General features: G+C 73.0%; 10 protein-coding genes and 1 pseudogene. 6 read left to right on the forward strand and 5 right to left on the reverse strand.

Annotation, left to right across the window (positions count from 1 at the left end; genetic code table 11):
- Together ACWD3D_RS23795 and ACWD3D_RS23800 are read left to right on the forward strand one after the other, a co-directional pair.
- Window positions 1-679: pseudogene (locus ACWD3D_RS23795) on the forward strand (SDR family oxidoreductase); the annotation flags it as partial.
- 401 nt (window positions 680-1080) lie between these two features.
- A complete protein-coding gene (locus ACWD3D_RS23800) occupies window positions 1081-2976 on the forward strand; it encodes a helix-turn-helix domain-containing protein (protein ID WP_451462846.1) in 1896 nt (631 codons plus the stop codon).
- Between the two features lie 70 nt (window positions 2977-3046).
- Here ACWD3D_RS23800 and ACWD3D_RS23805 read toward each other — a convergent pair whose 3' ends face one another.
- Genes ACWD3D_RS23805 through ACWD3D_RS23815 form a run of 3 tightly spaced genes read right to left on the reverse strand, consistent with a single transcriptional unit; the run spans window position 3047 to window position 5897 of the window.
- Window positions 3047-3970: an N-acetylmuramic acid 6-phosphate etherase gene (locus ACWD3D_RS23805; protein ID WP_451462838.1), complete on the reverse strand. Its 924-nt coding sequence runs from the start codon at window positions 3968-3970 to the stop codon at window positions 3047-3049.
- 39 nt (window positions 3971-4009) lie between these two features.
- Window positions 4010-4900 carry a MurR/RpiR family transcriptional regulator gene (locus ACWD3D_RS23810; RefSeq protein ID WP_387364457.1) on the reverse strand — a complete coding sequence of 297 codons (891 nt, stop codon included), beginning with the start codon at window positions 4898-4900 and terminating at the stop codon, window positions 4010-4012.
- Window positions 4890-5897: a hypothetical protein gene (locus ACWD3D_RS23815; protein ID WP_451462839.1), complete on the reverse strand. Its 1008-nt coding sequence runs from the start codon at window positions 5895-5897 to the stop codon at window positions 4890-4892. The genes ACWD3D_RS23810 and ACWD3D_RS23815 overlap by 11 nt, the downstream gene beginning before the upstream one ends.
- Window positions 5898-6166: 269 nt before the next feature.
- On the opposite strand from ACWD3D_RS23815, the gene ACWD3D_RS23820 reads away from it, so the two are divergent.
- The 4 genes from ACWD3D_RS23820 to ACWD3D_RS23835 all read left to right on the forward strand — a co-directional run bounded on the left by ACWD3D_RS23820 (window position 6167) and on the right by ACWD3D_RS23835 (window position 10209).
- Window positions 6167-7228, forward strand: a complete 1062-nt coding sequence (locus ACWD3D_RS23820; RefSeq protein WP_451462840.1) for an ABC transporter substrate-binding protein — start codon at window positions 6167-6169, stop codon at window positions 7226-7228.
- 29 nt (window positions 7229-7257) lie between these two features.
- Complete coding sequence (locus tag ACWD3D_RS23825) at window positions 7258-8148, forward strand: ABC transporter permease (protein WP_451462841.1); 891 nt, start codon at window positions 7258-7260, stop codon at window positions 8146-8148.
- A complete protein-coding gene (locus ACWD3D_RS23830; RefSeq protein ID WP_451462842.1) occupies window positions 8127-8882 on the forward strand; it encodes an ABC transporter ATP-binding protein in 756 nt (251 codons plus the stop codon). Before ACWD3D_RS23825 ends, ACWD3D_RS23830 begins: the two co-directional genes overlap by 22 nt.
- 67 nt (window positions 8883-8949) lie before the next feature.
- The gene (locus tag ACWD3D_RS23835) at window positions 8950-10209 is read left to right on the forward strand and encodes a discoidin domain-containing protein (RefSeq protein WP_451462843.1); all 1260 of its coding nucleotides are present in this window, start codon (window positions 8950-8952) and stop codon (window positions 10207-10209) included.
- A gap of 309 nt (window positions 10210-10518) precedes the next feature.
- Here ACWD3D_RS23835 and ACWD3D_RS23840 read toward each other — a convergent pair whose 3' ends face one another.
- Together ACWD3D_RS23840 and ACWD3D_RS23845 are read right to left on the reverse strand one after the other, a co-directional pair.
- Entirely contained in the window at window positions 10519-11640 is a 1122-nt protein-coding gene (locus ACWD3D_RS23840; RefSeq protein WP_451462844.1) for an NADAR family protein, read from the reverse strand.
- 344 nt (window positions 11641-11984) lie between these two features.
- A partial coding sequence (locus ACWD3D_RS23845) for an alpha/beta fold hydrolase (RefSeq protein WP_451462845.1) occupies window positions 11985-12668 on the reverse strand: 684 nt, incomplete at its 5' end.

Raw genomic sequence — 12668 nt, forward strand, 5'->3', positions numbered from 1 at the left:
GCGGTAGCCGCGCAGCTTCACCTGTCCGTCCGCGCGGGCGACGTAGGCGATGTGCCCGTCACCGGTCCAGCGAACGAGGTCACCGGTGCGGTACACCGCCGACCTGTCCGACCCGGAGCAGGTGGACGCGCTGGCGGTCGACACGGTGGACGTCGTCGTCAACAACGCCGGTCTCCAGCACGTCGCGCCGGTGCACGAGTTCCCGCCGGACCGGTTCGCGCTGATCCAGCGGGTCATGCTGGAGGCCCCGTTCCGCATCCTGCGCCGTGCCCTGCCGGGGATGTACGAGCGCGGCTGGGGCCGGGTCGTCAACATCTCCTCGGTGCACGGTCTGCGGGCCAGCCCCTTCAAGTCCGCGTACGTCGCCGCCAAGCACGGCCTGGAGGGACTGAGCAAGGTCGTCGCGTTGGAGGGCGCCCCGCACGGGGTGACGAGCAACTGCGTGAACCCCGGGTACGTACGCACCCCGTTGGTCGAGGGCCAGATCGCCGACCAGGCCCGCGCGCACGGCATCGGGCCCGAGGAGGTGCTGGAGCGGGTGCTGCTGGAGCGCAGTGCCGTCAAGCGCCTGATCGAACCGGAGGAGGTCGGTGCGGTCGTGCTCTGGCTGTGCGGTCCGTACGCGGGGTCGATGAGCGGGGCGTCGCTGCCGATGGACGGGGCGTGGACGGCCCGTTGAGGGCGTCACGGCCTTCCGGGCGCGTGCGCGAGCCTCGCCGCACGCGATCGGCCGCCGTTGAAAGGCCAGTTCACGAGGGGTGACGCGGACGGTCCGGGCTGGCAGGGTGTGCGCATCACAGGACGCGCGTCCGTCCGGCGCGGTCCGCCCCTCCCGCTCCGCCGCCCGCGTCCGACCGGCGTGGCCGGCTCCTCCGCTCCGCGGGCCCACCGGCCCGGCGGCGGCCCGGTGGCCGGCGGGAGGGACGGGGGAACAGCAGGGAGACCGAGATGGACACCAGCACGGCAGCAGGGAGCACGCCCAGACCCGGAGTCGGCGCCTCCGCTCCCTCGCACCCGGGCGCCGCCCCGGTGGCGCCGCCCGAATCCTCCGCCGCCCCTCATCTGCGCCGGTTGCTGGAGATGCTGGCCGACGACGCCCCCGCCGAGACGCTGGGCGCGGTCACCGGGGAGGCCCGCCGGGCGGGCGTCGGCGGCGCCGACCTCGCCGAGACGGAGCGGGCGGTGGCCACGGCCCTGCGGGTGCGCGGGTCGCTGCGCGCGCACCGTCGCCGGGAGCTGGAACTGACCGCCCTCTTCGACACAGCGGGCGACCTCGCGGCCTCCCGCGAACTCGACGAGGTGCTGAAGGCCATCGTCCGGCGGGCCAGGATGCTGCTCGGCACGGACACGGCCTATCTGACCCTGCCGGACGAGGAGGCCGGGGACACCTACATGCGGGTCACGGACGGTTCGGTGTCACCGGTCTTCCAGAACCTCCGGCTCGAACTCGGCGAAGGGCTCGGCGGTCTCGTCGCGCAGACCACCCGTCCGTACGCGACCCCGGACTACCGCACCGACGACCGGTTCCGGCACACCCGCAACATCAACGCGGGTGTGTTCGAGGAGGGTCTCGTCGCCATTCTCGGCGTCCCGCTGCTGCTCGGCTCGGTGCACGGCGAGGACCGCAAGGTGATCGGGGTGCTGTTCGCCGCCGACCGCTCGCCCCGCGCGTTCGGCCCCGACGAGGTGGCGCTGCTCTCGTCGCTGGCCGCGCATGCCGCGATCGCCATCGACACGGCCCGGGCCCTGCACGACACCCGGGCCGCGCTCGCCGAACTCGCCGAGGTGAACGCGCTGGTGCGAGCCCACTCGGCGGCCGTGCAGCGCGCCGAGGAGGCGCACGACCGGCTCACCGACCTGGTGCTGCGCGGCGGCGACGTCCGGGACGTGGCGGCGGCCGTGGCGGGGCTGCTCGACGGTGCGCTCACCGTCCACGATCCCGCGGGACGGCCGCTCGCCGCGGTCCGGCACGACGGCGGCCCCTTCGCCGCCGACTCGATGGACGCGCTCTGGCTGGTCGCCGCCGCCGAGGAGTCGCGCGCGGCGGCCCGGGCGGTGGACCGGGCGGGGCGGTGGATCTGCGCGGTCCTGGCGGGACAGGAGCTGCTCGCCATCATGGTGCTGCACCGGCGGGTCGCGCTGGAGGACTCCGACCGCCGGATGTTCGAACGCGCCGGGGTCGTCACCGGCCTGCTCATGCTGCTGCGGCGCACGGTCGCGGAGACCGAGAACCGGGTGCGGGGTGAGCTCGTCACCGACCTGCTGACGGACGCGGGCCGTAATCCGGCGCTGCTGGCCGAGCGGGGCCGCAGGCTGGGCGTGGACCTCGACCGGCCGCGTCTGGTACTCGTCGCCGACACGGTGCCGGAAGCGAGGGACCGGCTGGGTTCGGCCGTCGTGCGCCATCTGTTCGGCTCGCCCGGCGGCAGCGCGAGCGCCGAACACGCCGGTGCGGTCGTGCTGTTGGTGACCACCGACGGACAACGCACCCCGGAGCGGGCGGCGCGCGCGGCCGCCGCCCAGCTCGGCCATCTCACCGGGGCCCCGGTCACCGTCGCCGCCGCGGGTCCGGTCACGGGCCCGGCGGCCCTCGCGGCCGCGCACGCGGAGGCGGTGCGCTGTCTGCGCGCCCTGCATGTCCTGGGCCGGCAGGGCGAGGGCGCCTCCGCGCACCAACTCGGCTTCCTCGGCGTACTGCTGGGGGACGCCAGAGACGTCGGCGGATTCGTCCGCGCCACGCTCGGCCCCCTCCTCGACTACGACGCCAGGCGCGGCACCGAGCTGGTCCGCACACTCGCCGCCTACTTCGAGGCGGGCACCAGCCTGACCCGCGCCAAGGAAGCGCTGCACGTGCACGTCAACACCGTCGTGCAGCGCCTCGACCGCATCGAGGCGCTCCTCGGCCCGGACTGGAACCAGCCGGACCGCGCGCTGGAACTTCAACTCGCTCTGCGCTTGTCCCGGTTGAGTCCCTGAGCCGCAGCGTCGCACCGGTCACCGGGCGGGGGTCCGGAAACCAGGCCCGGGGAGCGCCGGATGTCCCACGTCAGGCGGGGCCATCGGCGCGCATCGCCCGTGCCAGGGCGACGAACGGACGTCCGCCACCGTCGGCGAGGGCGGTGCGGGCGCGGTCGGGGGTGGTGTCGGCCAGGAGCGAGACCAGGGCCGTCGCGGTCTCTCCGTCGCAGGCGTCGAGGCGGGACTCGGCCCGTTCCGCTGTGACGTCGCAGGCCGTCACCAGAGTGCGTACGGCGCGGGCCCGCAGCTTCGCGTTGCGTGCCGAGGCGGCGACCATCAGATTGGACCAAGTGCGGCCGGTGCGGACCATGAGGGCGGTGGAGAAGGCGTTGAGCGCGAGTTTCTGCGCCGTTCCGGCTTTCATCCGGGTGGAGCCGGTGACCACCTCGGGACCCGTGTCGAGGACCACGTGCAGATCGGCGTGGGCAGCGGCCGGGGCCTCCGCGTCGCCGGAGAGGAGCGCGGTGACCGCACCGACGGTGCGCGCGGCCCGCAGGGCCTGGATGACGTACGGGGTACGGCCGCTGGCGGTCACTCCGATCACCAGGTCCCGGGCGACCGGGTCGTCCGGGGTGCCGGAGGGGCCAGTGTCCTCGGCGTCCTCGACGGCCGTGGAGCCCGCCACCGGACCCCCTGCGAGGTGGGCGACGACGGTTTCGGGTCCCACGCCGTAGGTCGGGCCGAGTTCGAGGGCGTCGTTGAGGGCGATCCTCCCGCCCGCACCGGCACCGTAGTAGTGGACACGGCCTCCGCCGGCGAGGACATGTTCGGCGAGTTCGACCAGGCGGGCGAGGTCGGGCAGCGCGGCGCGGACGGCCGCGGGAGCGGTGGCGTCCTCGCGGTTGATGAGTGCGAGGAGTTCGGGGGTGCGGAGCCGGTCCAGTTCGAACGTCGCGGGGTTACGGCGCTCGGTGGGAGGCAGTACGGGGGTGGAGGAGATGTGGCCGGGCATGGGTGTCTGCGTCCTCGGTGGGGATCGGGAGGTACGGGGTCAGGCGCGCGGTCTGCGCAGGGTGTGCCGCGCCACCGCGTCGTGGGCGCGGCGCAGGTTCTCGACGGTGCGTTCGTGTTCGCGCTGGGCGAGGGCCACGTACAAGCAGTCCACGACGGTGAGCTGCGCGGTGCGCGACGCGGTGCCGCCGCTGCGGACGGTGGTCTCGCGGGCCGCGGTGAGCAGGACGACGTCGGCGCGGGCCGCGGCCGGTGAGCGCGGGTTGGACGTGACCGCGGCGGTGACGGCTCCGCCGGCGCGGGCCTGGTCCAGCACTCCGGTGATCTCGCGGGGGCGGCCCGAATGGCTGATCGCGATCAGGACGTCGCCCTCGCGCAGCAGGGCCGCGTCGGTCAGCGCGGCGTGGACGTCGCTGCGCGCCACCGCGCCGTGGCCGAGGCGCAGGAGCTTGTCGGCCGCGTCCTGGGCGGCGAGCGCGCTGGAGCCGACGCCGACGACCAGCGTACGGAGGGCGGCGCCGACGGCGTCCGCGAGGGTGGCGAGCGCGTCGAGGTCGAGGTGGGCGGCGGTCTCCTCGGCCGCGCGGGCGTTGGCGTAACCGGTCTTGCGGACCACTTGTTCGAGCGAGTCGTCGGGGCCGATGTCGGCGAGCAGGTCGAGGCCGGCGCGGGTGTCGTCGCGGGTGCTCGCCCGCAGCCGTTCGGCCTCCGCCGCCAGACCGAGGCGAAGCTGGGCGTAGCCCCGCAGATCGAGGCTGCGGCAGAAGCGGTGCACGGTGGCGACGGAGGTACCGGCGTCGCGGGCCAGGTCGCTGATGGTCCGTTCGGCGGCGGCGGCCGGGTCGGTGAGGATGTGGTCGGCGAGGGACCGTTCGGCGCGGGGGATCTGCTCGCGGCGGGATCGGATGAGGTCCAGCAGGTCATCGGGCATGTGCGGCTCCGTGCGCGGTGCGGATGGCGTCGAAGTGGTCCGGGGTGAGGCCCTCGGCGGGGAAGAGGCAGTACCGGCCGTCGCCCGAGGTCAGTGCGTGGCGCAGCGCTTCGGTGAAGTCGGCGAGGGTCAGCCGGTGGCCCCAGTCGGCTGGAGCGCCGGTGGCCCGGCGGGCGTCGGTCGTGGTCTGCACCATGGGGATCACGGGTGTGGTGGACGGCAGGGCGCGCGCCACGGCGCCGACCCAGGCAGGCTCCCGGTGAGTGATCGCGTGGTAGGTCATCGGGAGCAGTCCGTCGAAGATCTCCGCGAACGCGGCGGCGTCCTGGCCCACCAGCCTCCGGCGGCTCTCCGCGTCCTCGGTCGGTACGAGGAACGCGCCGAGCCACAGCCCGGGGCGCGTCGCGCGTACGGCGTCACGCAGTCGGCGGGCCACGCCGGTCACGGTGTCGGACCGGAAGCCGGTCCAGGCGTCGGCGTGGTCGCGCGCGATGCGGCGGGCCGCGGCCGAGCCTGTGTCGCCGTGCAGTCCAACACCGCTGCGGGCGGTGAACGCGGCGAGGGTCGCGGTGTCGTAGGAGGACGAGCGGGGGCGGGCGCCGGGGCGCAGCTCCCGCTCCCAGTGCAGGGGCCATCGCAGGAAGTCGAGGACGAGTCCGTCGGCCTCGGTCACCGCGGCCAGTCCGGCGACGCGGCGCACCAACCTCTCGTTGTGGTCGGGGTCGTTGGGCCGCACGCCGGTGTACCACTCCATCCTCTGCCAGTCGCGCCCGTCGTCGCCGACCACGGCCGGGCCCTCCGGCCCCCGGAAGCAGGCGACGCTCGCGAGCAGCCGCAGGCCGTGGCGGCGGGTCTCGGCGGCGAGAGCGGGGGTGGCCGCCTCGCTCTTGGTGACGACCGTGTCGAGCCCGGCAGCCGCGGCGGCGGCGAGCAGGCCGCGCGCTCCCGGTGAGGCCGGGTCGGCGACGGTGGAGGGGAAGACGTAGCAGGAGCGCACGGAACGGGACTGTAATCGAGCGCTGCTCCGGGACGCGGCCCCGGTTCGTAAAATATTTACGAACAGATCGCACGCATCATGGGCCTTCACGGGAAGCGAATCACACTCCAGGACACATATTCGCAGGTCAGCGCATTGCAACACTCCCGCAATGTCGAAAATTATTTTCCGATCGCGCGTTGACATCAAAGGAGGGCGGTCGCCACCATGAGCGCCGTATTCGAGTCACGTCCGCCGACGAGTCGGCCGCTTTCGACCGGAGTTCCCCCATGCCTTCTGCTCTTCGCCCGTTGCCGCGCCGCATGTTCGGTCTGGCCGCGCTGGCCACCGCCGTGGCCCTGTCCGCCTCGGCCTGCGGCCGGGAGACCTCCGGCTCCTCGTCCGTCGGGGCCGCCCCGGCGGCCTCCGCCCCGCTGGCGACGTCGGTGCCCAAGGGCACGGTGCTGCGTATCGCGGACCAGAACCGGCTGCTGGAATCGATCCTGCACGCGGCGGGTCAGGACCAGGACTTCCCGTACGAGGTCGAGTACGAGGCTTTCCAGGGCGGTCCGGCCGTCCTGGAAGCGTTCCGGGCCGGGGAGGCGGACGCGGGATTCGTCTCGGACGCGCCCGTCGTCTTCGCCCAGGCCCACGACCAGGACGTGAAGATCACCGGCGTGGTGCAGAACAGTCCCGATGCCACGCATCTGTGGACAGCGCCCGAGAGCGATGTGCGCGAACTCGCCGGCCTCAAGGGCAAGAAGATCGCCTACACCGAGGGCACGACCTTCCAGGCCGCCGTTCTCAACGCACTCGGGAAAGCTGGGCTGTCCGCCGACGACGTCACCCTGGTCAAGCTCTCCGACCCCTCGCAGATACCCGCCGCCCTCGCCTCCGGTCAGGTCGACGCCGGCACCCTGACCGAACCGCTGGTCACCAAGTACGCCACCGCCTACGAGAAGAGGGGCGCACACGAGGTAGCGGGCGACACGGGTCTCACCAGCGGTCTGCAGTTCGTCATCGCCCCCGGTGACGCGCTCGCGGACCGGGCCACGTCCGCCGCCCTCGCCGATCTCTCCACGCGCTTCACCAAGGCCGAACTCTGGCTCGCCGCACACGAGGAGGCGTGGGTCGAGGAGTACTACGTCAAGGTCCAGAAGGTCGACAGGGCCACCGGGCAGGCGGTCGTCGCCAACAACGGAACCCCGTCGATCCCCACCTACGCGAAGGCCGCCGCCGCACTTCAGGACGTCGCCGACGTACTGGCCGCGGGCGGCGCCATCGACAAGCTCGACGTGTCGAAGTCCTTCGACAACCGCTTCGACGCGGTGCAGCAGGGCGCGGCGAAGTGAGCGGCACACCACGGGTGGACACGCCAGGGGTGGACACGCCACGGACGGACACATCCCGGACAGGCGCACCACGGCCCGGCGCCCCGACGGCGCGGGAAGCGCCGACGGGGAAAGGCGCCGCGACGCCCCGGGGGCGCCGCGCCGTTCGCGCACCCGGGCGCCTCGGGGCGCGGGTGCCCTTCGCCCGGGCGCTCGGTCCGCTCCTGCTGCTCGCCGCCTGGCAGTTCGCCGCCGCCACCGGCACGCTCGACCCGCAGACGCTCGCCTCGCCGGGCACGGTCGCCTCGACCGCGTGGGAACTGGCGGGTGACGGGCAGTTGGGGCACAACCTGCTCGCCTCACTGCAGCGTGCCGCCGTCGGGCTCCTTCTCGGTCTGGTCTGCGCCGTCGTCCTCGCCCTGTTCGCCGGGCTCTCCCGGCTCGGCGAGGCGGTGATCGACGGCACGGCCCAACTGCTGCGCGCCCTGCCGATCCTGGCACTCGTCCCGCTGGCGATCCTCTGGTTCGGCATCGGCGAGGAAGTGAAGATCATACTGGTGGCGCTCGGCACCTTCTTCCCGATCTACGTCAACACGCACGCCGCGCTGACCGGCCTCGACCTGAAGTGGGCCGAGCTCTCCCAGGTGCTGGGCCTCTCCCGGCGGCTGTTCCTGCTGCGGGTCGTGCTGCCCGGCGCCGCGCCGGGCTTCTTCACCGGGCTGCGCCTCGCCGTCACCGTGTCGTGGCTGGTCCTGGTCGTCAGCGAGCAGATCAACGCCACCAGCGGCATCGGATACCTGATGACGGAGGCCCGCACCTTCGGCGAGACCGACGTCATCGTCGTCGGCCTGGTCGTCTACGGCCTGCTCGGGCTCGCCTCCGACACCCTCGTACGCAACGTCGAAAGGAGGGCTCTGCGATGGCGGACGACGCTCGCCTGAGCCCCGGCACCGAACCGCCGTACGCCGGGCGGGGCGTACGCATCCGTTCCCTGGTCCGCCGCTTCGGCGACCGCACCGTCCTCGCCGGAGTCGATCTGGACATCGCCCCCGGCGAGTTCACGGCGCTGCTCGGCCACTCCGGCTCCGGCAAGTCGACCCTGCTGCGTGCCGCGGGCCGGCTCGACCCCGGGGCGGACGGCACGGTCGAGGTGCCCGAGGCGACCGCCGTCGTCTTCCAGGACGCCCGTCTGCTGCCGTGGGCCCGAGTGCTCGACAACGTCGTGCTCGGCCTGCCCGGTTCCCGTACCACCGCCCGGGAGCAGGGCCGCGCCGCGCTTGCCGAGGTCGGGCTCGCCGGGAAGGAGCGCGCCTGGCCCGGCACGCTCTCCGGGGGCGAGGCCCAGCGCGCCGCGCTCGCCCGCGCTCTGGTCCGGGCGCCCGGTCTCCTCCTGCTGGACGAACCGTTCGGTGCCCTGGACGCGCTCACCCGCATCCGCATGCACGCGCTGCTGCGCGATCTGTGCGCCCGCCACCGCCCTGCCGTCCTCCTGGTCACCCACGACGTGGACGAGGCCATCGCGCTGGCCGACCGCGTGCTGGTCCTCGACGAGGGCCGCTTCGCCGCCGACCTGGACATCGCCGGCCGCCTCGGCACCTCGGACCGTCACGCCCATCCGCGGTTCGCCGCCACCCGCGAGGCCCTGCTCGGCCTGCTGGGTGTGACCGCCGCCTGAAGGCGGGCGCCGCGATCGCCCGCACGCTCTCACCCCGGCACATCCCCGCAGGAGAAGGAGACCGACCGTGCTTACCGTCGCCCCGTGTGCCCTGGCTCCGCACGCCCGCGTGCGCGCGCTCTTGACCGCCGTGCTGACGGCGGTCCTGGTGGCCGCCGCCCTCGCGGTACCCGGGCCCGCCCGAGCCGTCACCGCAGACCCGGACTTCACCCTGTACGACAACACCGCGTACACCTCGGCCGCGCTCGGCGGTGCCTCCGTCCTCTCCAGCTTCGTCCCCGCCCGCATCTGCGCCTCCCTCGTCGCGGACGGCGCACTGCCCGGCGAGGCCGAGTGGAAGAGCATCGTCCAGTCCTACAACCGCAACACCGACGGCCCGCTGGTACTGGACTGCGAGACCCTCTACCTCAACTCCACGGGCACCGCCGCCGACCATTACGCGCGCCTGCTGCAACTCCAGAGCTGGGCCCGCGAGGTCGCACCCGGCCAGGTCATCGGCTGGTACGGGCTGCTCAACAACACCATCAGCGCCAACTACGGCTACTACCGGAACCTGATCGCGGCCGACCCCGACACCGCTTTCTTCCCGTCGCTCTACACCTACTCGGCCGGCGAGGACGCCTGGAACACCACCCTGACCGCCGACGTCGCGAAGGCCCGAGCCGTGGACGCCGACGTACCGCTGCTGCCGTACGTCTGGCCCCAGTACCACGGCGGTTCCTCGCCGTCCTCCCTCGACTACACCTTCGTCCCCGCGGCCCAGTGGTCCGTGCAGCTCGCCACCATCAGGGAGCTGGGCCTGCCCGGCGCCGTCGTCTGGGGCGGCTGGCCCATCAGCGAGACCTGCGACACGGCCTGCCAGGCGGCGGTCCCGTCCTCCGGCTGGCTCGCCGCCACCCGGTCCTTCCTCGGCGATCTGGACGACCGACGCACCGACTTGGCGCGCGGCGCGGTGGCGACCGTGTCCAGCGTGAACGTCACCGGCCGCGACGCGTCCAAGGCGGTCGACGGCGACCCGGCCACGCGCTGGGGCAGCACGTACGCCGATCCGCAGTGGATCACCGTCGACCTCGGGGCCCGGTACCGCGTCGGCGGCGTACGTCTGGTGTGGGAGACCGCCTTCGGGCGCGCTTACACGGTCCAGGTGTCGGACGACGCCTCGTCCTGGACCACCGCCTACTCCACCGCCTCCGGGGCGGGCGGAGTGGAGCGCGTCGAGGGCCTGAGCGCCACCGGCCGCTACGTCCGCGTCCACGGCACGGCCCGGGGCACCTCGTACGGCTACTCGCTGTGGAGTCTGGAGGTGTACGGCACCGCCGTCTCCTGACCCGGCACGGCGCCTTTGCGGTCCCGGACCGCAAAGGCGCCGTTCATCTGCACACGTTCACGATCAACGGGTACGGACGCACTCGATCGAGGCGACTTCGCCGAAGTGCTCCGGATGGGCATGGCCGGGGCGGGTTTCGAACGTGGCGCCGTCGTCCGCCCGGAAGGCGGGTCCCGGTCCGCGGCGTCCGGTGCGTGCGATCGTACGGCGGAAGGTCGCCCCGATACCGGATGCATCGGGGCGACCCCGACAACGCGGCGAGCGTGCGTGCCAGGCGTCGCCGGACGGACGGGACTTCCGCAACACCCTTTACATGTCCAGCTCGGCCGCCACGAGTTCGGAGCGGGTCAGCTCCAGCAGTCGGCCCATCCAGTTCCGGCCTTCGAGCCCGTGTTGCCCCCAGAAGTTCGAACTGGTCTCGGCGTAGATCAACCGGGTGGCGCCTGTGGCCATCAGCGTCTCGGCGAACTCGGGGTGCTGCCGGAACTTCGCGCGCAGCAAGCGCGTCATGACGGCAAGCCGAACCCGGGGCCAGTCGTCACGCAGGCGGGAAGCCTCAGCGAGCTTCTGCGCGTCATGAGGCCGTTCCGTGCCGAGGATCTCGGCCTGCCGGCGTTCATCGGCGACCGACAGCGCCCAGTAGGCGTGCGTGACCGTGGGATAGGTACGACCTCCCACGGCGATCGGCGCGGGGAACTCGTTGCGCAGCACGAGGGTGCCCGGATTCTCGGGCCGGCCGCGCGGGTCGACGACCTGATGAAGATGGACGCTGCTCCCGACCGGCTCTGTGGGGCCGTCCGCGGGTGTCTTCGCCTCGTGCCGCTTCCTCAGTTGCTCGCGCTCCGCGAAGTACTCCAAGGCGGAGGCGTGCATCTCGTCGGTCACCTCGACGCTGTTGCCCTTCCACAGCTCGATCTGGTTGCCCGGGCCAGTCACGATCACCCTGAGGGGGAAGTCCTTGCGGTCCATGTCGCCCAGGGCGTATCTCCGCAGGTGTGCCGGGACATCCTCGTAGGCTTCTCGAACCGCGGTCCGGTGGGCCTCGGTCGGCTGCTTGCGGAAGACGTCGACGGCCGTGAGGCAGCGGCGTGTGGAGTCCGGGCGGCCGTTGAGGTTGTCGATGTCGTCGCGGACCTCGCCGAGCAGCATCTCGGGAGTCAGCCAGGTCTTCGGCTCGGCGAACTTCCATGAAGCGAGGTGGTGGGCCGATGCCCGGGCGCCTTCGGGCAGGTCGGTGGCGACCCATCCGGAGGCGAGCTTGCCGGCGAAGCCCTCCAGGGTCTCCAACCCCCAGCAGTCGACCATTCCGTCGGCGTAGATCACCAGGTCGGTGAGGTGATACCTCGCGCCGTTGCGGATGAAGGCATGCCGCCACGTGCCCTCGATACGCTCGCCGCCCTCGTCCCGCCACGTCCGCTTCCGTATCGCCATGCGCACCAGGGTAGTTGTTCCCGCTCCCGGACGATCATGACATTTCGGTTCGTGGAGGCAACGAGGCGTGGGGCGCGCCGAGTTCGTCCCGACCGGAGCAGACCGCGCAGGCGATCGGGTACGCGTGGACGAGGACACCGCCGCCATGATCCGGTTGGAGCCTTCGGCGACGGATCGTGCCCCCTCCGGACGGCGGAGCACGCCCTACTCCAGGCGCTGGGACCGCGAGTACCCCCGTACGGCCACCAGCCCGGGAGATCCTCCGACGCGGCGATCGGCCCACCGACCGCGTCCACCCGGCGCACTCTCGGCCGGGCCGGCAGCGGATCGACCACTGCGGGCGATCAGGCGGCCCCCTCGTCGTCGTGGTCCGCCGCCTCCAGCAGCAGTTCCGCGACGAGTGCCGCGCCCGCCTCGCCCGTCAGCACCGTGTAGTGGTTGGTGTCCGGTGCGCGCAGGGTGGTGACCATCACGCCGTCCAACGCCGCCGCGTCCAGGCGTTCCTGGTCGTAGAGCCCTTGCGGTTCGTCCATCAGGCCGCGGTCCGCCCAGAGCAGGGTGGCGGGGCCGGGCAGCCGGCGGACGGCGGCCAGCACGTCCTCGTCGAACAGGCCGACCCCGTCGGTGCGGACGGCCTCCAGCCGGCAGGAGGACCGCAACTCCGGCTCGGACCCGGTCAGGTCACGCTGGATGTACGCGTCCACCTCGGGCGTCCACCGGTCCGCGAAGGCGGGGTGCGCCTGCCAGAACGCCCGGTACGCGGCACGGTCCGGGAAGGTCATGGTCAGCCGGTCCATGGCCGGTCCGATGACCGCGGTCATCAGCTCGTCCGGGGAGAGATGGGTGGGGGCGGGGAAGCCGACCCCGCCGTCCACCAGGAGCAGCGGGCCGAAGAGCGCGGGGTGGCGTACCGCGGCGAGGCCGGCGGTGAAGGCACCCATGGAGTGCCCGGCGAGCACCGGGCGGTCCGGGGCGAGCGCCGCCGCGACCGCCGCGGCGTCGTCGGCGTGCGCGGCGATACCGTACGG

The sequence above is a fragment of the Streptomyces sp. NPDC002690 genome, assembly GCF_053592415.1.

Bases quoted from the DNA above. Each gene is read 5' to 3' on its own strand.
- ACWD3D_RS23810 (WP_387364457.1), bottom strand. From the start codon at position 4,900: ATGCCCGATGACCTGCTGGACCTCATCCGATCCCGCCGCGAGCAGATC.
- ACWD3D_RS23805 (WP_451462838.1), bottom strand. From the start codon at position 3,970: ATGCCCGGCCACATCTCCTCCACCCCCGTACTGCCTCCCACCGAGCGC.
- ACWD3D_RS23830 (WP_451462842.1), top strand. From the start codon at position 8,127: ATGGCGGACGACGCTCGCCTGAGCCCCGGCACCGAACCGCCGTACGCC.
- ACWD3D_RS23820 (WP_451462840.1), top strand. From the start codon at position 6,167: ATGCCTTCTGCTCTTCGCCCGTTGCCGCGCCGCATGTTCGGTCTGGCC.
- ACWD3D_RS23840 (WP_451462844.1), bottom strand. From the start codon at position 11,640: ATGGCGATACGGAAGCGGACGTGGCGGGACGAGGGCGGCGAGCGTATC.
- ACWD3D_RS23800 (WP_451462846.1), top strand. From the start codon at position 1,081: ATGCTGGCCGACGACGCCCCCGCCGAGACGCTGGGCGCGGTCACCGGG.